Source organism: Desulfovibrio desulfuricans (assembly GCF_024460775.1).
In the GTDB taxonomy this organism is placed as follows: domain Bacteria; phylum Desulfobacterota; class Desulfovibrionia; order Desulfovibrionales; family Desulfovibrionaceae; genus Desulfovibrio; species Desulfovibrio desulfuricans_E.
In genome coordinates this window covers 27,832-49,634 of record NZ_JANFYZ010000012.1, presented here as the reverse complement: position 1 = coordinate 49,634, position 21,803 = coordinate 27,832, and the positions used below count along the sequence as shown (strand labels likewise).

Sequence of the window (21,803 nt, the reverse complement as noted above, 5' to 3'; positions counted from 1 at the left end):
CGGTGTCAACAGTTGTGTGGCGTCATCCCTCACTGCGGGGATGCAGCAGCGCCATTGGGGTATTTTTCAGGGCGCAGCAATCCAAGTTTGTGGAGGTGAACCTCCAGGCATGCAACCGCCGCAGGGGTTACGCCGGATATCCGTCCGGCCTGCCCAAGGCTGCAAGGTCGCACCCTGTCCAGTTTTTCTACCACTTCATGGGATAACCCAGCTACTTTGGCATAATCGAGTTGCGGGGGCAAGGCCGTTGCCTCAAGCCTGGCCGAGCGCGCGATAAGTTCGCGCTGACGTGCCAGATAACCCTCATACTTGATTTCTGTCTGCACGCTCTCACAGGCGCCGGTTCCGGCGGCAGCTCTGGCAGCCGCCAGATCAGCCCCGGTTTCGGCCAGCGCTTCGTGTTGGGTCGCGGTCAGCATGGCTTCAAGCGAGTCCAGGTCAACATCCGGGCGTTTCAGGGCTTCTGCCAGAGTTTTGCCTACAGGCAACTGGGCCTCGGGCGCATCCTCGGGCAACTTGTGTCCGGGTATGCGTTTTTTGCCCAGATATCCCCTGAAACGTTCGGCGGCTTCCTGTTTAATGCAAAACGCGCGCCACTGTTCGTCGCTCACAAGGCCAAGTTCACGGCCAATCCGGGTCAGCCGCGTATCGGCATTGTCTTCGCGCAGCAGCAGCCTGTGCTCCGCGCGCGAGGTGAACATCCGGTAGGGTTCCTGAGTGCCGAGTGTGACAAGATCATCAACAAGCACAGCCATATAGGCCTGATCGCGCCCCGGCGTAAAGGGGGCAAGACCGCGCATGGCGCACGAGATGTTCAACGCGGCCCACAGGCCCTGCGCTGCGGCTTCCTCGTAGCCGGACGTTCCGTTGATCTGCCCTGCAAGCCACAATCCCGGCACGGCCTTGGTTTCAAGGGTGGGGCGCAGCTGGATGGGGTTGGCGTAGTCATATTCAATGGCGTAACCGGGGCGCAGCACCACAGCGTTTTCCAGCCCCTTGAGGGCGTGAACCATGTCGAGCTGCACATCAAGGGGCAGGCTGGTGGGAATGCCGTTGGCATACACCTCCGCGCTGTTGAGTCCCTCCGGCTCCAGAAATATCTGGTGCCGCTCCCGGTGCGGAAAACGGGCCACCTTGTCTTCAATGGAAGGACAGTAGCGCGCGCCAGTGCCCTTGATGACGCCCGTGAACATGGGCGAGCGGTCAAAACCGCTACGGATGATTTCGTGCGCGCGTTCGTTTGTCCACGTCACATGGCACGACACCTGTTCCAGGGCCGGGCCGGGGCCGTGAAAGCTGAAGCCCGGGGGCGGCGTGTCGCCCGGCTGTTCTTCCAGCTGGGAATAGTCGATGGATGATTTGAGGATACGCGGCGTGGTGCCGGTTTTCAGACGGCCAAGGGTCAGGCCTAGGCTGCGCAGACTGTCTGAAAGGCCCAGCGCCGGGGCATCGCCCAGGCGGCCGCCGGGCAGATTGGTGAGGCCCATGTGGATGCGTCCGTCCAGAAAGGTGCCCGTGGTCAGCAGCACATGGCGCGCTGCAAAGGTCAGCCCCTGAGCCGTGCGCACGCCAGTGACGCGGCCGTCATCGGTGGTCACGTCCACCACGGAATCCTGCCAGATGCGCAGGCCGGGCGTGTTGTAGAGCGTTTTTTTGAGCACGCGCTGATAGGCCTCGCGGTCGATCTGGGCGCGTGTGGCCCGCACCGCAGGCCCCTTGCTCATGTTCAGCACGCGAAACTGTATGCCCGCAGCATCGGCCCACAGGCCCATCATGCCGCCAAGGGCGTCAATTTCGCGCACCATGTGTCCCTTGGCCAGGCCGCCGATGGCGGGGTTGCACGAGAGGTAGCCCAGCCGGTCAAGGTTGCCGCTGATGAGCAGCACATTGTGCCCCATGCGAGCCAGGGCCACGGCGGCTTCGCTGCCAGCGTGGCCGCCGCCCGCGACAATACAGTCAAATATGGAATCAGACATGGGCTGCGTTCATGAGGATGTGGGCAAACACCTGCGAATCCTTGATGGTAGCGGTGATGGATGAGCGTTCGTCCGGTTGGTGGCAGGTGTTTTCAAGGCAGCCCCAAACGGCGGCGGGCAGGCCCTTTTGCCGCAAAAATGCCGCAACGGTTGCCCCGCCTATGCCCACGGCCTGCGCCTGAACGCCGTAAATGCGGGCGATGGCGGCCTTGAGCGCTGTAACAACGGTGCCTGTTTGCGGTATGGCCGTGGCGTCCTGCCGCTGCACCACGCTCACCTGTATCTGCACGGTGTGCTTTTCCGCCACTTCGGCGGCCACTTCGCGCATCTTTGCAAGCACGCTGTCCATATCCACATGGGGCAGGAGGCGGCAGTCAATGTAAAAAACATCATTGCCTGGAACTGTGTTGATGTTCGGCACATTGGCTTCGTGTTTGCCCGGCACAAAGGTGGAATATGGCGGGTCAAACAGGGGATTGGCATCGGCAAAGGCGGAGCGCAGGGCATTGTGGCACGAGAGGGCCATGTCCGCCCCTGCCAGAAATGCGTTGCGGCCCTTTTGCGGCGTGGAGCCGTGGCACTGGATGCCCGTGGTCTGCACCTTGAGCCAGAGCTGGCTTTTTTCTGCGATCTCGATGACATCGCCCTTGGACGAACCGGCGTCCGGCACGATGTAGAGATCATCGGGATTAAAAAAGTGCGGGGCTGTGTTGAGAAGATGCTCCAGGCCGTAAAGACTGCCGGTTTCTTCATCAGCCATGAAAACAAGACCCAGTGAAAGCTCGGGGGTAATGCCCTGGGAGAGCACTTCTTCCGCCAGCAGCAGCATACTGACTATGGCCTGCTGGTTGTCTTCCACGCCGCGTCCGTACAGAAAATCGCCATCGCGGCGCACCTGCCAGGGGTTGCTGGTCCAGGCTGCGAGGTCGCCCGGAGGCACCACGTCCGTATGCCCGAAAAGCCACAGAGTGCGGCTGCTTTTGCCGGGGATGCGGGCCACAAGGTTGGGACGCTGACCATCGGTAACGCGCGGATCCGGCGCGTCAACGCGTGAAAGGGCGGTTACGCCGCAGGCCTTGAGCCAGTTGGTGATGCAGCGCACCTTTTCCATTTCGCCCTGGCCGCCGTTGTCCGGGCCAAGGGCCTGGCATGCCGTAAGCACGGCCTGAAGCTCCGCAACGCGGTCTTCTCGCCCGGCCAGCCCGCGCAACAAGGTGTCGAGTGTCTTGAACATGGGGTTTCCCGTATGGCGTTACAACGCGCAAGAGGCTGCTCGCGCAGCCCCTTGAAAAAGTCTTCAGCCCCGGCATGACCGTTGTTGAATCGGCCTGTTGCGATAAAATCGCAAACTGACCGCCAGCGGCATGTCGGAACCGATGTAAGCCTGGTTGGCCTAGCGGCCACCCTTGGCGGCGCGCTTGGACGCCTTCAAAGGGTTGACCTTGGCGGCAGCGGCAACAGAGGCCTTCACGTGCGTGGCAAAGTTGCAACGGCCAGCAGTCCACTTTTTGGCAGGGACAGGGTAGCTGGAGCAGAACTCTTCGCCTTCAAATTCGCGCACGCGGTCACAGCCAGAACACTGTTCAACCACCGGGGAAAGAACAAAACCGTTGACCACCACGCCTTCAGCGGTTTTGGTGGCTTTTTCCAGAGGGGTCATAGCAAAACCTCCATGCGCAGCAGCGCCGTATTGCTAAAATAACGGCGGAATGGCCGCCGCGTTGGAATGGAAAAATATAGTTGAAAGCAATTTTCTGTCAAGTAAAAGAAGTGGAAAATTTTTCAGCCGGCTTGCGGTGCGGGAACCTCGTGCTATTGCGGCCGCTTGTAAAAAAACAGTCGCCGGTCTGGCTAGCCGCCCAGATAGGCCTCGCGCACGCTGGCATTGGCAAGGAGGTTTTCGGCCCGGTCTTCCATGACCACGCTGCCAACTTCAAGCACATAGCCGCGCGTGGCCAGTTTCAGCGCCGCACGGGCGTTTTGTTCCACCAGCAGCACCGTTACGCCTTTTTTGTTGATGGCCCGCACGGTTTCAAAGATGGAGCGCACCAGCAGCGGGGCAAGGCCCAGCGAGGGTTCATCCAGCAGCAGCAGGCGCGGCTCGGCCATGAGGGCGCGGCCTATGGCGAGCATTTGCTGTTCGCCGCCGGAAAGCGTACCCGCGAGTTGATCCTTGCGTTCGTGCAAACGCGGAAAAAGATCAAAAATCCATTCCAGCGTGCGCTCGCGGCGGGCCTTGTCCTCAATGCAGAATGCCCCGAGGCGCAGATTTTCCAGAACGCTCATGATGCCGAAAACACGCCGCCCTTCGGGCGACTGGGCAATGCCAAGGCCCACGACCTTGTGGCTCGGCATGCTCAGCAGGTTTTGCCCTTCAAAGAGGATTTCACCTTCAAAGGGGCGCACCAGCCCGCTGATGGAGAGCAAGGTGGTGCTTTTGCCCGCACCGTTGGCCCCGAGAATGGTGACGATTTCGCCTTCGTCCACCCTCAGGTCGATGCCGTGCAGCACTTCAACACTGCCGTAGCGCACGCGCACATTAGACAATTGCAACAGGGACATGGCTTACCACTTTTCGTCGTCTGCGCCCAGATAAGCCTCAATGACGGCGGGATCCTGCCGCACGTCTTCGGGCTTGCCCTGGGCAATCATGGTGCCGTGTTCCAGCACCACCAGTTTTTCGCAAATCTTCATCACCAAGCGCATGTCGTGCTCAATGAGCAGCACGGTGATGCCCCTGTCGCGGATAGCCCGGATGGTATGCACCAGGGCGGCGGTCTCCTGATCGTTCATGCCGCCTGCGGGTTCGTCCAGAATCACGAGGCGCGGGTCGGAGGCCAGTGCCCGGGCTATCTCAAGCAGGCGCTGGTTGCCGTAAGAAAGGCCACCTGCGGCCTCGGTATAGCGGTCGGCAAGGCCCACAAATTCCAGCTCTTCCATGCAGCGGGCAACGGCGGCTTTTTCTTCCTCGCGCTGACCCGGCGTGTGCAGCATGCACGATATCAGACCGGATTTCATGCGGCAGTGCCGTCCGGCCAGCACGTTTTCCAGCACAGAAAGGCGGCCAAAGAGGCGGATGGTCTGGAACGTGCGCGCGATGCCCAGTTCCACCACCTTGTGCGGGCGCAGTCCGGCAATGGATTTGCCGTCAAAAAAGATGCGGCCCGACTCCGGTGTATAGTTGCCGGTTATGCAGTTGAACACGGTGGTCTTGCCAGCGCCGTTGGGGCCGATAAGCCCCACAATGCTGCCAGCGTCCACATCAAAGGTAAGATCGTTCAGGGCAATCAGGCCGCCGAACATCTTGCTCATTTCTTCAAGGCGCAGCAGGGTCATGCGGGCCTCCCGTCACTGGCTGCTGGCGGCGCAGCAACCTTGTAGCGCCGCTGCCTCGGGGGCAACAGGCCCTGGGGTCGCCAGACCATCATGACCATCATGGCAAGGCCGAAGATGAGCATGCGCGCATTGGAAAATTCGCGCAGCACTTCGGGCAGGCCGATGAAAAGAAACGCGCTGATAAGCACGCCAAGCTGGCTGCCGCCGGAAAGAATGACCACCGCAAAGATGATCACGGATTCCATGAAGTTGAACGATTCCGGCGCAATGGTTGTCATCTTGGCGGCATAGAGCGTGCCAGCCATGCCCGCCCAGAACGCACCCAGCACAAAGGCCGCCAGCTTGTAATGGGTGACGTTGACCCCGCAGCCTTCTGCGGCCACATCGTCTTCCTTGATGAAGTTCAGCGCGCGGCCAAAGCGGGAATGCCACAGGCCGTAGAACAGCAGCAGGCTCACGCCCACCATGCCCCAGACCAGAAAATAGAACTGCAGGCTCTTGACGATCTTGAAGCCAAAAAACATGGGGCGACTGATGCCGAAAATGCCGTTGGCGCCGCCTGTGAGGCCGAAAACATCGTTAATAAGCGCAATGCGCACAATTTCCACAATGCCGATGGTGACGATCAGCAGATAGTCGCCACGCAGGTGGATGATGGGGCGGGCCACAATAAGGGCGAAGATAGCCGCCGCCGCGCCGGAGAGAGGCATAACCCACAGCACGGGCCAATGGCAGACCGTGTTGAGGATGGCGGTGGTGTAGGCACCCACGGCAAAAAAGGCGGCGTGCCCCATGTGGAATATGCCCGCCTGCCCCAGAATGACGTTGAGCGAAAGGGCCAGCAGGGCGTAGAGGCCAATGCTCACGCACACGTCAAGCCAGTAGGCGTTGCAAAAGAGCGGCAACGCGCACAAAAAGAGGCCCGCAGCCGCATACACGGCAAAGTTGCACGGAAGTTTTTTCATAGTTTGTCCGCCGTGCGCTCGCCCAGAATGCCGGTGGGGCGGATAATCAGAATGAGAATGAGCACCAGAAAGGCGATGGCGTCCTTCCAGGCAATGGCTATGTAGCCTGCGGCAAGGGCTTCGATAACGCCGAGCAAAAGCCCGCCCAGCATGGCGCCCGGGATGTTGCCGATGCCGCCCAGGATGGCGGCGGTAAAGGCCTTGAGGCCGTAAGACCAGCCCATGGTAAAGTCGATCTGCCCGTAGTAGATGCCCACCATCAGACCAGCCGCGCCGCCAAGGCCGGGGCCGATAAGAAAGACCAGCGAGATGATGCGGTCAACATTGATGCCCATAAGCTGCGCAGCGCCGGGGTCGATGGCCACGGCGCGAATGGCCGCGCCTGTGCGCGTGCGCTGGATAAAGGCCCAGAGGCCGAGCATCAGCACAACGCTGGCCGCGATGACCAGCAGGCGCACGCCGGGCACTTCAAGGCCGAGCATCCTCACCGTAAAGTCGGGGCGCAGATAGTCGGGGTACACGTAGAAGCGCGCGCCGTAGATCAGCATGACCGCGTTCTGGAAAAATATGGATGCGCCAAGGGCGGAAACCACGGCGGAAAGGCGATTGGCGTTGCGCAGTGGGCGATATGCCGTACGCTCAAGCAAAAAGCCAATAATCGCCACCAGCAGGGCCACCATGACAAAAACGGCGGCTACAGCCAAAAAGGGATTGAGCGCGCCCGCCATATTGCAGCTGACAAGCAGGGTAAGCCCCAGGTAGGCGCCAATGGTAAACAGGTCGCCGTGGGCAAAGTTGATGAGCTTGAGCACGCCGTACACCATGGTGTAGCCCAGCGCCACAAGCGCATAGATGCCGCCCACGGCTAGGCCGTTCAAAAGCTGTTGGAGAAATTGTTCCATAATGTTCGGCGTTGGTACTCGGCATTTGGCGGGCGACCGGGATACCGGTCGCCCGCCGTAATGAACGCGTCCTCAAGGGGATTGCGCTTTTCGCCGGGGTGTTTATGCCCCGGGCGTGTATCTGTGCAACATGGGCGCGGCTAATGACCGCGCCGCATTACTTGGGCTGCAAAACGAAGTTGCCCGTGGCGTCAACCTTGTAGGTGCGGTAGAACTCGCCCACGCGGTCGCCCTTGGCGTCAAAACCCAGGTTGCCGGAAAGACCGGGCATGCCCTTGAGTTCCTTGAGCCATGCGGCCATTTCCTTGGGGGTATCCTTGCCGGCTTCAAGCGCGCCTTCAATAACCTTGAATGCATCGCCAGCCAGTACGGCCCACACGGAAACAGGCACGGTATTGTACTTGGCCTTGAAGGCCTTGAGGAATTCCTTGGCTTCAGGCGTGTCCATATCCTGCGGCAGCGGCGGGCTGATGAAGAAATAGCCCGTGGCGGCTTCGTTACCGGCGATCTTGACCAGATCCTGATGGTTTGCGGCATCGCCGCCCATCATGGGAACGTTCCAGCCCATTTCTCTCTTCTGCCGCAACAGCATGCCGGTTTCCGGGTAGTAACCGGTAAAGAACACGAGGTCGGGATTGGCAGCTTTAAGCTTGGTCAGAATGGCGGTGTAGTCGCGCTCTCCGGGGGTAAGAGCATCGTAAAACACCACTTTCATACCGTCTTTTTCAAGCACTGCCTTGGTTTCTTCCGCCAGGCCCTTGGCATACGAAGAATTGTCGTGCAGCAGGGCCACGGCCTTGTAGCCGCCCTTCTTGATGGCTTCGGCGGCAGATTTGCCCTGCGCGTCGTCGCGCGGGCAGGTGCGGAAAAAGAGCTTCAAGCCCTTTTCCGTAAGGCGCACGCTGGTGGAGCCAGTGCCGATCTGCACCAGTTCCGCCTCGTCCAGAATGCTCTGGCTGGCCTCGGTCACGGCGGAGCCGTACGTGCCGATAACGGCCACAACACCGGCGGAAGCAAGCTTCTGCGCGGCCAGAGCGGCTGTGCGCGGATCGCCCGCGTCGTCTTCGACAACCAGCTGAACCTTGCGGCCCTTGATGCCGCCCTTGGCATTCACATCGTCAACCAGCAGGGTAACGATGTTCTTCATATCCAGGCCTTCGGAGGCCCATTTGCCCGTAAGCGGGCACATAAGGCCAACCTTGATGTCACCAGCCAGCGCCGCAACGGGCACGAGCAGGGTAAGGGCCAGAGCCCCAAGCCAACGACCAAGTGCTTTCATGAACTACCCCCGTCAGGTATGCAAATATTGTGAGCAACGAACAAGCGTACCCTAAAAATGAAGAAAGAAAAAGCCCCCAGTACAGCCGGGCCGCGCATTGGCGCAACAGACGCAAGCCAGCGAGGGCGGCAGGGCTGCGTTATGACCATACAGCTTGCGCGGCAGTTGTAATCAGTAGTGAGTACATGCGCCGTGTTTATACTGCAAAGCATTGTGAACCTGTTCAGGCAACCATGGTAAATTGCGCGATTGTAACGCGATGCTCACACGATGATTTCAGATTGGTCAAATTCTTCATATAATATTAGCCAGCTAACAAGCACGTCGTGTTTAGTGCATCGCTAAGGCGATAAAACTGGAAACAAAAGTGGCACGCGCTCGACAGTCAAAAAATAATGGGGTAAGGTAAAGCTGTAAAAACAGAGAACACCTTTATTTTCTTAAATGTTTTTCTGTTGCGGTTTTCGCGGTCAGAGGTTCGGCTGTTTCAGTTTCTCTCTGCGCCCTTTCCGCCGTACCCCTTCCGCAAGCATTGCCGCAACTTGGGCCGCCCAGCATCGTCTGGCGGTCAGGCGGCGATTGCGCCCTTCGTCTTCCCGCAGCATTCGCCGTCGCGCTCCATATGGGCGCCAAGGAGGCCGTATGCGGTTCAGCTTTGACAAGGCAGCCTGCCAGAATACGCGCAGGGCGCTGCACCGGGAGTGGCTGCTCACCAACGAACGGGGCGACTGCTCCGGCAGCAGCATTTTGTGCTGCAACACGCGCAAATATCACGGCCTGCTTGCCGTCAACACGCCGTACGGCCGTCATGTGCTGCTCTCTGCCCTTGAGGAATCGGTGTGCGGCGGCGGCAGGGAATTCTTTTTTTCTACCCGCCAGCATCCTGGCACGCTCTATCCCAACGGGCACGAGTATCTTGAAGCTTTCCAGCTCGATCAGTGGCCGCAGAGCACCTATCGGGTGGGCGAAGTGAGCCTGAGCCGCGAGGTGCTGCTTGCGCGGGATAAAAGCCTGCTGTTGTTGCGCTATGAACTGCGCGGGCCGGAGGATATCCCCCCGCTCACCCTGCGCATCAAGCCTTTGCTTGCCTACCGCAATGTTCACGCGCTCACGCGGGTAAACCCGGCCCTGCGAACGGATACCCTCCTTGTGGCTGGCGGTTTTGCAGCTCGCCCATATGAGAGCTTGCCCCCCCTGTATATTCAGGCCGCCGGGGATTCCGGCAAGGCTTGCGCGAGGGCTGCAAATGCCGAGGGCGCGGCGACCAGCGAAAAATGCGGGCCGCATGCCGCTGCCAGTTTTTTTGCCGAGCCGGATTGGTGCCGCAATGTGGAATATTTTGAAGAGCGTGAGCGCGGTTTTGACGACAGTGAAGACCTCTTTATGCCCGGCACGCTTGAAATAGCTCTGCCGCCGTTGCCGCAGGGCGGTTACGTGTATGTGGCGGCTGGTACGGAAGCCTGCGGTGAAAACCTGCGCACCCTGTGGGAGACGGAGAGCCGCGCCCGCACCGATGCTCACCTTGCGGGCGGCGGTCTTGCCGGGCAACTGGCGCAGGCTGGCGACCAGTTCTGCATTACGACGCCGTCTGGCCGAGCCACCGTGATTGCCGGATATCCCTGGTTTGACGACTGGGGGCGCGACACCCTCATCAGCCTGCCGGGTTTGACCTTTTACGCCGGACGCGAAGAGTTTGGGCTGCACGTTCTGGCCGAGGTGGGGCGGCATATCCGCAACGGCCTTGTGCCCAACATGTTTTCGGAGTCAGGCGAGCATGCCTACAATTCAGTGGACGCGTCCCTGTGGTATGCCTTTGCCCTGCAACAGGTGCTGGCCGCTGTTCCCGATGGTCTGGCCTGGGCGCGGCAACATGCCTGGGACGCCCTGAAAGCCATCATCAAGGGCTACCGCAAGGGGCCGGGCATGGGCATCTTTGTGGATGCCGAGGGCCTGCTGCATGCGGGCGATGCCCACACCCAGCTTACCTGGATGGATGCCCAGGTAAACGGCTGCCCGGTTACGCCCCGGCACGGCTGCCCTGTGGAAATTAACGCCCTCTGGTACAACACCCTTGCCTTTGCCGACAGCCTTGCCGCCGCATTTCAGGAGCCGCTGCTCACGGGCGAGCGCCAGCGCGCCGCCATGCGCGATGCGTTTTTGCGCCGCTTCTGGACAACGGAGGCGGGCGGCTATCTGGGCGACGTGTGGCGCAACGGACAGCTCGACCGAAGCGTGCGTCCCAATCAGATATTTGCCGTGTCCCTGCCGCATGCCGTGCTTGCGGACGATTTTCAGCCGCAGGTTGTGGAATGCGTGCGCAACAGGCTGCTCACGCCTTTTGGCCTGCGCACCCTTGCCCCTGATGCCGCCGCATACAAAGGCAGATACGAAGGCAACGGCGAGAGCCGCGATGCCGCCTACCATCAGGGCACTGTCTGGCCCTGGCTGCTGGGCCATTATGCTGATGCACTGCTGCACACGGCCTGGGATATGAACGGCGCTGTTCAGGGTTTGCTTGATATGGTTACGCCCCTGTTTTGTCAGCATCTCTGCGAAGCCGGGCTTGGCAGCATTTCAGAAGTGTTTGACGGTTCCCCACCCTACAATCCCGGCGGCTGCACAGCCCAGGCCTGGAGCGTGGCCGAGTGCCTGCGCATGCTTAAAAAACTGCAAAAGGCCGCGCCGGATGTTTACGCCCATTGGGAGCAGAGGGTGGCGCATTGTCTGGCCCATCCCGCATCCGGCGACAAAACCGGCATATGCAGGGCAACCATGACTCTGGGCGTGTCAGCGCCCGGCAGTGAAGAATAAGGGTTTAGCCATGCGAGTGCTAATGTTTGGCTGGGAATTTCCGCCCCATATCAGTGGCGGCCTGGGAACGGCATGCTTTGGCATGACGCAGGCTCTGGCGAAAAAAGGGGCGGAGATCGTCTTTGTGCTGCCCCGCGTGGACGGCGGCAGCGGGCAGAACAGTTTTTTGCGCCTGCGGGGGGCCTCCGGCACTCCGGTTGCGGCCCAGCTTGCGGAAAGCATGACGCAGGCAGGGCATGAACTCTGGGCCAGCAGCATCCGCTGCCTGCCGGTGGAAAGCCCGCTTGTTCCCTACCTCACGCCGCAGGGCTATGCCGAAGCGCTGGAAAATCTGCGTCAGGAGCCAGGCAATGCGGCGAGTACGCGCGCTTTTGCGCCGCATGCGGGCCATACCGCCTGCGAAGGCGAAATTACGTTTGAACTGCACGGCGGTTATGGGGCTGACCTTATGGCCGAAGTGCAGCGTTACAGCCGTCTGGCCGGGGCCATTGCCGTGCAGGAACAGTTTGACGTCATCCACGTGCACGACTGGATGACCTACCCTGCGGGCATGATGGCCAGGGCGCTGACGGGCAAACCGCTGGTGGCGCATATTCATGCCACGGAATACGACCGCAGCGGCCTGAACATCAACGAACAGGTGGCGGGCATAGAACGCGCCGGGCTGAATGCCGCCGATGTGGTGGTGGCCGTGAGCCGTCTGACCCGAAAAACCGTCATTGACCGCTACGGCGTGGCACCCGAAAAGGTGGTGGTAGTGCACAATGCCGTTGCGCGGCACGAGGCAGGGCGCTGCTATCTTGTGCCGCAACGCATACGGCATGAAAAGCGGGTTCTGTTCCTCGGCCGCGTGACATTCCAGAAAGGGCCGGAGTACTTCATGGAAGCGGCCCGCCTTGTGCTGCAAAAAAATCCCAATGTCCGCTTTTTCATGGCTGGCAGCGGAGACATGCTGCCGGCGTTGATCCGCAGGGCAGGGCAGTTGCGTATGGGGCGGCGCTTCCATTTTGCCGGATTTTTGCGCGGCGAGGATGTGGACCGCATGTTCGCCCTCAGCGATCTTTATGTCATGCCTTCAGTCTCCGAGCCTTTCGGCATAACGCCGCTGGAGGCCATGCTTTACGATGTGCCGGTGCTGCTCTCGCGTCAGTCGGGTGTTTCAGAAGTGCTTGAGCACGCCCTCAAGGCTGATTTTTGGGATACGCGCGACATGGCCGACAAAATCTGCGCCGTGCTGCGTTACCCCTGCCTTGCCGCCGAACTGGTGAAAAACTGCCGCGAAGAAATGAAATCCATTAGATGGGAAAATGCCGCCGACCAATTGCTGACCATTTACCGGGATGTCCTTGGAGGTCACTGATGCCTGCGCTATGTCTGTGTTTCAATATACATGAGCCGTACCAGTTCCGCCGCTACACGGTTTTCGATATGGGGCAGAGCTCCGTTTACGAAGACGATGACCGCAATTGCGAAACCATGCTGCGCGCGGCGCGCCTGTGTTATCTGCCAGCCGCAGAAATGCTGCTCAGGCTTGTGCGCCGTCATGAAGGCGCGTTTGCGGTATCGCTGTGCGTTTCGGGCACCGCTCTGGATCTTTTTGAGCAGTACACCCCTGAAGTCACAGAAAGCCTGTGCGCTCTCGCGGCTACGGGCTGCGTGGAATTTGTCGCCGAAACTTCGGCGCATTCGCTGGCCTTTTTGTATTCACGCGAGGAATTTGACAGGCAGGTCAAGGCGCAAAGTGCGCGCATCAAAAAACTGTTTGGCAAAAAGCCTACCACCTTCATGCATACGGAATGCGTGTTCAACAATGACCTTGCCGCCGCCTTGCAACAGCTTGGTTTTAAAACCGCGCTGGCCGAGGGTGCGGATCAGGTGCTTGGCTGGCGCAGCCCCAACTGGGTGTACCGCCCGGTTTCCGGCCCCAAGATGAATCTTTTGCTGCGCAATACGGCCCTTTCTGACGACATGGGCCTGCGCTTTGGCGACAGGGGCTGGAGCGACTGGCCGCTTACTGCAGACAAGTTCGCCTCGTGGTGCCACAGCCTGGGCGACAAGGCGGATGTAATCAATATTTACAATGATTTTCATGTATTTGGTCTGCGTCACGGGCAGGATTCGGGCATCTTCGATTTTATGTCGGCCCTGCCCGAGGCCCTGCTGCGCGACAACCGCTTCAGGTTTGCCACGCCCGGCTCCATTGCCGGAAAGCGCGCCCCCGCCGGAGAGGTGGATGTGCCCCAGTTCGTGTCGTGGGAAGAAAGCGGCCATGACCTGACCTCGTGGCTTGGCAACGACATGCAGAAAGACGCCATCCATACGCTTTACAGCCTGGCTGCCCGGGTGAGCGCCAGCGGCGACAAGATGCTGCTGCACGACTATGAGCGCCTGCAAACCGCCGACCATTTCCGGCATATGTCCACCAAGTGGTTTTCCGGCCCTCGGCAGGACAGGCCCAGCCCCTTTGACAGCCCCTATGATGCCTACATCACCTATATGAATGTGCTGGCAGATTTTGAGCTGCGTCTTGAAGCCGCAGAACTGGCAGGCAAGGAACTCAAGCCCCGCAGGGCACGCAAGAACAGCCTCCGTTCCGGCACTAATGCGTCCGTTTAAGCCAATCGGCCTTTCCATAAGGAGAAAGCATGAATTTCGATAACACCACCGTCACGTTGTTTGAGGTCAGTTGGGAAGTCTGCAACAAGGTGGGGGGCATCTACTCTGTGGTCAGCAGCAAGGCACTTCAGGCTGTAGAGCAGTTTGGCGAGGACTATTTTCTCCTTGGCCCGTCCCTGGCGGAGAATGTGGGTTTTGAAGAAACAGACGAGAATATCTGGGATTCGCTCCGTCTGGCATTTGCTACAAAGGATCTCAAATGCCGTATGGGCCGCTGGAATATTCCCGGTCGCCCCAAGGCCATCCTGGTGGATTTTTCCAAGAGATATTCCAGCAACCAGCTTTTGTATGATCTGTGGAAAAATTACGGTGTGGATTCGCTTTCCGGCGGATGGGACTATATTGAACCCGTCATGTTCGCAACAGCCTGCAGTGCGGTTATTGCGGCCATTCATGAAAGCCGGGTGGAACCCCTTGAGGGACGCAGCGTTGCCCTGTTCCACGAATGGATGTGCGGCGCGGGCCTGCTTTCGCTCAAAAGGCTTTCTCCCGGCATAGGCACTGTGTTCACCACCCACGCCACCATGCTCGGGCGGGCCATGGCAGGGACCGGGCGGGATATCTATTCCAACCTGCGCAGCATCAATCCTGCCAACGAAGCCGCAGCCCTGAATATCACGGCCAAGTGGTCTCTTGAGGGGGCCAGCGCCCGCGAGGCGGACGTGTTCACCACCGTCAGCCCCATCACCGGGGAAGAATCCGCGGTGCTGCTGGGGCGGCAGCCCGATGTCATCACCACCAACGGTCTGGATATGCGGGTTATCCCCGATTATTCCGTAGACCGCTCCCGCCCGGCGGAACACCGTGCGCGCATAGTGGAGGCCTCCAGCCGCTTTCTGCGTTGCGAACTGCCAGCCAACACACGCATTTTCGCCATTTCCGGCCGATATGAAATGCACAACAAGGGCGTGGACATCTTCCTTGATGCCCTGGCCAAGCTTGAGCAGAGCCTCGCGGGCACGGACGCTTCCATTCTGGCCCTGTGCCTTGTCATGGGTGGGCATACGGGCGTTAATACCGCTGCGGTTTCTGGCGACCCCGAGGCCAACGACAACGGCCTGCCCTTTATCTGCACGCATTTCGCCTGGAACGCGCCGCAGGATCCGATTCTCAATGCCTGCCATCGGTTGGGTCTGAACAACAGGCCGGAAAACAGGGTCAAGGTCATCTTTGTGCCAGCCATGCTCAATGGGGAAGACGGCTTTTTGAATATGCCCTACGATGATGTCATGTCGGCCTGCGATGTGGGTTGCTTCCCCTCCTGGTACGAGCCGTGGGGGTATACGCCGCAGGAAAGCGCGGCCTGGGCCGTGCCCACCATTACTACAGACCTTTCAGGTTTTGGCATGTGGGCGCGCACGCAGTTGCAGGAGGGAGCCGTTACGCCCAAGGGCGTGTGCGTCATGCCCCGCCGGGGTATGAATTTTGAGCAAAGCGCCACAGTGCTGCACGAGCATCTGATCCGCGCCGCCACCTGCGCAGTGGATGATTTGCCCCAATGGCGCGCGGAGGCGCGTGCGCTGGCGGAAAAATCATCGTGGCAGTTCTTTTTTGAAAACTATGTCAGGGCCTTTGAAATAGCCTTCAAAAAGGCCTCCACCCGGATTAACTGCGATTGCGGGCATGCGGCTCTGGCGAGGGTGCTTTCCACATCGTGTTCCGCCACGCCATTTTTGCGGCCCATCATGGCCGTTGCCGAGGTGCCGAAAGAGCTTTCCCGCCTGCGCGACATTGCCCGCAATGTGTGGTGGTGCTGGCACGACAAGGCCAAGGCCCTGTTCATGGCCCTGAGCCCTTCCCATTGGGAAAGCTGGCGTAATCCTCTCAGGGTGCTGGAGCAGGCCGATCCGGAGCGCTTCCGCGATCTGCTGGAAAACGAAGACTACATGAATCTTTACCGTGAGGTCGTCGCCAAGTTCGATGCCTACATGGCCGAACCCATCCGCTCGCTCAGCACGGATGTGACGCCAGAAGCCCCCATTGCCTATTTTTCTACAGAATACGGCCTGAGTGAATCCATCCCCATTTATTCCGGCGGGCTTGGCGTCCTCTCTGGCGATCACCTCAAGTCTGCCTCGGATATGGCTATCCCCCTTGTGGGCGTTGGGCTTTTATACAAAAACGGCTATTTCCGGCAGGATATAGATGCCGATGGACGGCAGGTGGCCCAGTATCCCGTCAACAACTTCGGCCTCATGCCCATTTCGATGTTGTACGATGCGGACAATCAGCCGGTCTATGTGCAGCTTGAACTGCCGGGCCGTCTGTTGTTTGCAAGGGTGTGGAAACTGGCCGTGGGGCGCATAACCCTGTACCTCATGGATACGGACACCCGCCGCAACACTGACGAAGACCGCCGCATTACCGACAAGCTCTATGAGGCCAACCGAGAGGTACGCCTGCTGCAGGAAATGCTGCTGGGCATGGGCGGCATGCGGCTGCTGCGAACGATGCGTATAATGCCCAGCGTTTTTCATATGAATGAAGGGCATTCGGCCTTTATGGCCATGGAACGCCTTCAGGAATGCCTGAGCATGGGCATGAACTATGCCGAGGCAACTGTGCGGGTGCGCTCCAATACGGTGTTTACCACGCACACGCCCGTGCCCGCTGGCAACGAATCGTTTTCTCTGGAGCTGATGGAACGGTATTTCAGCGGAATCGCCGCCAACCTTGGTTTGTCCTGGCAGCAGTTTGTGCAGCTTGGGCAGATAGAGGGCGGCAACAGCAGTTCATTTGAAATGACGGTGCTTGCTTTGCGGCATTCGTGCTGGGCCAACGGTGTGAGCCGCCTGCACGGTGTTGTTTCGCGCCACATGTGGAACAACCTCTGGAAAAGCCTGCCCGTGGCGGAAACGCCCATCGGGCACGTTACCAACGGTATTCACGTGCCGTCCTATGTGGGGAGCTGGATGCATGAACTGCTGCACCAGTATCTTGGTTCTGGCTGGATGCAGTCGCCTCCCGGTTCCGGCGTATGGGACAAGGTGGACCAAATTCCTGACGAGGCCTTCTGGGCGGCCCGCATGCACCAGAAGGAAGCCCTGCTTGATGACCTGCGCCGCCGGATTCCGGAATTTATCCAGAAGTTTCATCTGTCATCGGATGAACGCAAGCGCATGGAATCCATGCTCAAACCCGATACCCTCATTATCGGCTTTGCCCGCAGATTCGCCCCCTACAAGCGCGCCACGCTGATTTTTGCAGATCTGGACAGGCTGGCCCGCATCCTCAGCAATACCAATCGGCCTGTGGTGCTGGTATTTTCCGGCAAGGCGCATCCAGCGGACGAGGCGGGCATCAACATGATTCAGGAAGTGCTGCGCATGTGCCGCGACGAGCGCTTTCTGGGCCGCATATTCTTTGTGGAAAACTACAGTCTGGCTGTATCGCGCATTATGGCGCAGGGCTGCGATGTCTGGCTCAATACGCCGCGCAGGCCGCACGAGGCCTCAGGCACCAGCGGGATGAAACTGCCCGTCAACGGCGGCATCAATCTGAGTATTTCTGACGGCTGGTGGTGCGAGGGCTACAACCGCCAGAACGGCTGGACCATTGGCCCGGTTGTTTCCACAGAACTGCCCAGCAGCGAGCAGAATGACTACGCCGATGCAGAGGATCTGTATTCACTGCTGGAGAACGCCGTTGTCCCCCTGTATTTTGAGCGCGATGCAGAAGGACTGCCCCTGGAATGGATTGCCACGGCCAAGCGTTCGCTCAAAAGTCTCACGGCCATGTACAGCAGCAACCGCATGCTCAACGATTATATACGTCAGTTTTATCTGCGGGCAGCGCGCAGGCGCAACATGCTGCGCGACAACAACTGGGAGGCCTGCCGCGCCCTTGCAGCATGGCAGAGTGATTTGCCCGCGCGTTTTGGCACGGTCAAGGTGGACGAACTGACCATCAGCGGGGTGGAAAACAACACCATGATCTGCGGCGAACCCGTGAGTGTGCAACTGCGCATGCATCTTGGCGAAATGAAGCCGCAGGAGATACTGGTGCAACTTGTGATCGGGCAGGCGCTCATTAACGGCAGCTTCCGCGACAAGCCGGAAATATTGCGGCTTGAACCGAGATCAGGAGAAAACGGACAGGACGGCATGCGCTATACCGCAAGCTACATCCCTTCGTTCAGCGGCCACTACAGATATGGTGTACGCATCATGCCCGTGCATCCGGCGCAGGCTTCGCCGCTGGAAACGGACAATATTCTCTGGGCCTAGGAGTTTTAGCGTTCTTTATGGGCTGAAAGCGTAGTTCTGCCGCGCTCCGTGTTTGATACGGGGCGCGGCAGTTTTTATCAGGCGGGGCAAAGGGGGCGAAGAGTGTTATTGCAGAGGGTCGCCCTGCTGGGCATCGCCATTCATCTCTTTATAGAACACGCATCTGTTTCTGCCCAGTTTTTTTGCCGCATAGGTGGCCTTGTCTGCCTTATTGAACAGTTCGGCATAGGTTGTGCCGTCCCGTGGGCTGCACGCCACGCCAACGCTGGCGGTCAGGGTGAGGCATGAGTGCTGGTCGCAGCACTGGGTGTGCAGTTGTTCCACTAGTATGTGGGCGCGCTCGCGTATTCCGTGCAGCGACATCTTTTCTGTACAGAAAACCAGAAATTCATCGCCGCCGATGCGTCCCACAATGTCCACGCCACGGAAATTGCGGCGGATGATCTGGGCCATGTCAAAGAGGGCCTTGTCGCCCATGGCATGGCCGAAACGGTCATTGACGCCTTTGAAATTGTCAAAATCAACCATGAACATGGCATAGAATTGCGGCAGAGGGGATTCGTGCGTTTCCAGAAATTGGGATACTGCCTTCTCCGTAGACATCTTGTTGCGCATTCCGGTGCCGCTGTCGCGTGTGGCCTGGGTGCGTAATTGCAGCTCCAGAGATTTTTGCTTGTCGATATCAGTAATAATGCCAATGGAGTAGATGGGGGAACCCTGGGTATTGGCTATGTTGGAGGCCTCGATGCGAAACCAGCGGTATTCCCCCTCGGCATCACGCAAACGCGCTTCAAGGGTGCATTTATACTGATGCGGCGCAAGGCGCACTTCTTTTTGAAAAGCCACCAGGCGTTCCTGATCGTCAGGAAACAGCGGGATGGCCGGGTCGTTCTCGAGGATATTGAAAACAGCTCCGAAGGTGTGCAGCCATTGGGCCGAACATGAAAAATAGCCATTGACCAGATTTTGTTCAAATATGTTGATGTCGTGCTGTTCCAGAATAAACTGGTAACGCTCATCGGATATGCGTTTGGAAAGCGCCGCTTCTTTATTGCGGGTAATGTCAAAGACAATGCTTTGTATGTACGATCGGCCGTGCTCAATGTTGACCACGGACCCTTTGTGGTACAGCCAGATCAATGCTCCGTTCTTGGTGCGGGTGCGGTATTCCACGTCTATGGGCTGGCTGTTTTTCATCTGCTTGCGCATGGTGCGCAGCGTGGATTCGCGGTCTTGCTCATATACTGTGGCAGAAAAGCTGTTGCCGTATGTTTTTTTAAATTCCGCCTCGGTAAATCCGAGCATTTTTACATAATTGGGGCTGACAAAAAGGAATGTGCCATCAGGGCTGAAAAATTTGAGCACCCCGCCGGACATGCTGGTGATAATGGAGCGGTAATCCTCCTGCTGGCGGCGCAGCTTGCGAGAGGAGTTGCGCTCGAGCAACAGCAGGAATGTGAGGATGATGCCAGCCAGAATGACCAGCCGCCAGACAAGCTCATTGGTGATGAGCGACTGTTTTGAAGCTGCCGCATTGCCTGCTTGCTGCGGAACAAAGGAAACCATGCGCCAGCCAAAACGTTCAACAGGCGTTGTGGCGATGAAAAGGCCCGTGGCTTTGTCGAAAAAAGTTATGGACTGCTGCGCGCCGTCTGCAAATTTTTGTCGCAATATGTCCGTCACATTCGGGGAAAGCCCGCATGTGGCGAACGAAGCAAAGAGGTCGTCCATGGCCTTGCCGGGGGGCGGCGACCAGAACAGGGGCTGGCCTGAATCGTCAAAAACCATGTTGTAGGTGTTGTTGCTGAACGCCCACGTTTCCATATTGCTTTCTATGGCTTCTGCCGGGAATTCGCTGATAAGAACCGCCTGTACCTTGCCGCGGGCAACCAGCGGGTTGGCAATAATCAGAAGCCGCGGGCCGGTGGTGCTGCCAGCAGTCGCAACATGGGTCAAGCCCTGGCGTGCGCGTAAAAAAATCGGGTCGTTGCTGTAGTCTGTCTGCGCCCCTCCGCCGTCAAAACCTTTGCCTTCAGCATCCGCAATGCTGAAACGCCGCACGCCATGGGCGTAAAACAGAGGGGCAAGGCCAAGCACGTATTCCCTGCTGACGCGGTAATCCTGTTGCGCCAGATACTTGGTCATGCCGCTCATTTCCATCATGCTGTTGCGAACAGCCTGATAAAAATTGTTGCCCGCGCGGGCGTTCACCTCGGCAAGGCGCGTAAGTGTAGTGGCAGAGATGTTTGATGTAACATCGCTTGCGTAATCATGAATAAAAAATATTGGGGCAAGAAACAGGAGGACAAGAACGGCAAATGATATGAGAGGCTTGGAGATATCTGACATGTCTCATTATCCGTGGTGTTTGAACCAGGGTAGGCCGTTGAGACGAAAGAACCCCTGAGCATGGCCCGGGAGTTTGTATCTGCACGGTGCGGCAAAAGAGCCGCTGAGTATCAGTTGCTGCCGCTCCAGCTGTATAGGGGGAGTCTCTGTATCACTGCCAAAAGCCGGGAAAGGGAAAATTCTTCTGTTTGTACTTTTCCTGTTATGCGTAAGGAAAGTGCAATCAGTATCAGTAGTCGTGATATTTTCTAGAGTTTACGTGCGGTTTCCAGATGTTGTCAACATATATAGTCTGGATAATATTGTTTATTTGTAGCAAGCTATAACACGATGGATTAACTGTTAAAAATATTGTTGAGGCCCAATTTGCAATGGCGGATGTGATCTGCCTCCTGTGCGGCAATCACATGACAGCTTGGCAAAAACAGCAAAAGGCCCTGCAAAAGCAGGGCCTTTTCTATACATAACCGCTTACAGCAAGATGTTTACCGGGCAGACCGCCGAGGCAGGCGCTCTTGGCTGTAGAATGGCAAACTAGGCAAGCTTGGAGAGCAGGGTTTCCTTGATGGAATCAATGCTGCCTTCGCCATTCAGTTCGATGTATTTGGTTTTGCCAGCGCCAGCGAGGTCTTTGTAGAAGTACGCGGCGGCCAGGGTGCCATCGGTGGTGTTGTAGTAAATGTCGTGACGTTTGTTGATGGCGGTTTCGTCCTGATCATCGGAGCGGCTGGAAAGCGCGCCGCCACAGACGCGGCAGACATCGCCGTTGGGCTTGATGGCGTCGATGAAGATATTGTTGGGGTGGTTGTTGTTATTCTTGCAGAGGCGGCGGCCCATGATGCGGTTTTTGGCCACTTCGCGGGGCAGAAGAATTTCAACCACGTAGTCAAGCTGCATGCCTTCTTTCTGAAGGGCGTCCCACAGCTTCTGGGCCTGCACGGTATTGCGGGGGAAGCCATCAAGCAGCCAGCCCTGCTGACCCTTGGTCTTCAGGGTTTCCAGCACCATGGGAATGGTGATGTCATCGGGCACGAGGTCGCCGCGATCAATGTAAGCCTTGGCTTTTTTGCCCAGCTCGGTGCCGCCGCCGATGTGTTCACGGAAGATGGCCCCGGATTCGATGTGGGCGAGGTTGTACTTCTGCTTGATCAGGTCGCCCTGAGTGCCTTTGCCGCTGCCGTTGGGGCCAAAAATAAGGATATTCACTGGTACTCTCCTTGCCGGAACCGAGTTAGTTTGTGCAAAAAAGAACACAACTGGCACCCTATCCCCTAAAATAGGCC

The 21,803-nt window shown here is 58.5% G+C and carries 14 protein-coding genes; 4 read left to right on the top strand and 10 right to left on the bottom strand.

The window, feature by feature from the left end; translation table 11 throughout:
* Positions 1-29 precede the first annotated feature (29 nt).
* From mnmG to NE637_RS12515, 8 genes are all read right to left on the bottom strand, one after another.
* Entirely contained in the window at positions 30-1,976 is a 1,947-nt protein-coding gene (gene mnmG, locus NE637_RS12550; protein ID WP_227119023.1) for a tRNA uridine-5-carboxymethylaminomethyl(34) synthesis enzyme MnmG, read from the bottom strand.
* Positions 1,969-3,210, bottom strand: coding sequence for a M20 family metallo-hydrolase (locus NE637_RS12545; protein ID WP_215647930.1), 1,242 nt, complete (start codon positions 3,208-3,210; stop codon positions 1,969-1,971). The genes mnmG and NE637_RS12545 overlap by 8 nt, the downstream gene beginning before the upstream one ends.
* 159 nt (positions 3,211-3,369) lie before the next feature.
* Entirely contained in the window at positions 3,370-3,636 is a 267-nt protein-coding gene (locus NE637_RS12540; RefSeq protein WP_022659470.1) for a PxxKW family cysteine-rich protein, read from the bottom strand.
* A gap of 191 nt (positions 3,637-3,827) precedes the next feature.
* A complete protein-coding gene (locus NE637_RS12535; protein ID WP_192113271.1) occupies positions 3,828-4,538 on the bottom strand; it encodes an ABC transporter ATP-binding protein in 711 nt (236 codons plus the stop codon).
* A 3-nt stretch (positions 4,539-4,541) separates the two neighbouring features.
* Positions 4,542-5,312, bottom strand: a complete 771-nt coding sequence (locus NE637_RS12530) for an ABC transporter ATP-binding protein (RefSeq protein WP_022659472.1) — start codon at positions 5,310-5,312, stop codon at positions 4,542-4,544.
* Positions 5,309-6,277: a branched-chain amino acid ABC transporter permease gene (locus NE637_RS12525; protein ID WP_022659473.1), complete on the bottom strand. Its 969-nt coding sequence runs from the start codon at positions 6,275-6,277 to the stop codon at positions 5,309-5,311. Before NE637_RS12525 ends, NE637_RS12530 begins: the two co-directional genes overlap by 4 nt.
* Entirely contained in the window at positions 6,274-7,179 is a 906-nt protein-coding gene (locus NE637_RS12520; RefSeq protein ID WP_022659474.1) for a branched-chain amino acid ABC transporter permease, read from the bottom strand. Before NE637_RS12520 ends, NE637_RS12525 begins: the two co-directional genes overlap by 4 nt.
* 157 nt (positions 7,180-7,336) lie before the next feature.
* On the bottom strand, positions 7,337-8,458 hold the full coding sequence (locus NE637_RS12515) for a branched-chain amino acid ABC transporter substrate-binding protein (RefSeq protein ID WP_192113273.1): 1,122 nt from the start codon (positions 8,456-8,458) through the stop codon (positions 7,337-7,339).
* A gap of 642 nt (positions 8,459-9,100) precedes the next feature.
* On the opposite strand from NE637_RS12515, the gene NE637_RS12510 reads away from it, so the two are divergent.
* From NE637_RS12510 to glgP, 4 genes are read left to right on the top strand one after another with little or no spacing between them, the layout of a single operon-like run.
* Positions 9,101-11,269 (top strand): amylo-alpha-1,6-glucosidase, encoded by a 2,169-nt coding sequence (locus tag NE637_RS12510; protein WP_227119022.1) that lies wholly within the window; start codon positions 9,101-9,103, stop codon positions 11,267-11,269.
* A gap of 10 nt (positions 11,270-11,279) precedes the next feature.
* Complete coding sequence (locus tag NE637_RS12505; protein WP_215647927.1) at positions 11,280-12,629, top strand: glycosyltransferase; 1,350 nt, start codon at positions 11,280-11,282, stop codon at positions 12,627-12,629.
* Entirely contained in the window at positions 12,629-13,885 is a 1,257-nt protein-coding gene (locus NE637_RS12500; protein ID WP_215647926.1) for a glycoside hydrolase family 57 protein, read from the top strand. The genes NE637_RS12505 and NE637_RS12500 overlap by 1 nt, the downstream gene beginning before the upstream one ends.
* A 29-nt stretch (positions 13,886-13,914) precedes the next feature.
* On the top strand, positions 13,915-18,171 hold the full coding sequence (gene glgP / locus NE637_RS12495; RefSeq protein ID WP_227119020.1) for an alpha-glucan family phosphorylase: 4,257 nt from the start codon (positions 13,915-13,917) through the stop codon (positions 18,169-18,171).
* 105 nt (positions 18,172-18,276) lie between these two features.
* Here the strand turns inward: glgP and NE637_RS12490 are convergent, their stop codons facing one another.
* A complete protein-coding gene (locus NE637_RS12490; protein WP_192113278.1) occupies positions 18,277-20,520 on the bottom strand; it encodes a sensor domain-containing diguanylate cyclase in 2,244 nt (747 codons plus the stop codon).
* A gap of 534 nt (positions 20,521-21,054) precedes the next feature.
* Positions 21,055-21,726, bottom strand: a complete 672-nt coding sequence (locus tag NE637_RS12485; RefSeq protein ID WP_192113279.1) for an adenylate kinase — start codon at positions 21,724-21,726, stop codon at positions 21,055-21,057.
* Positions 21,727-21,803: the final 77 nt, after the last annotated feature.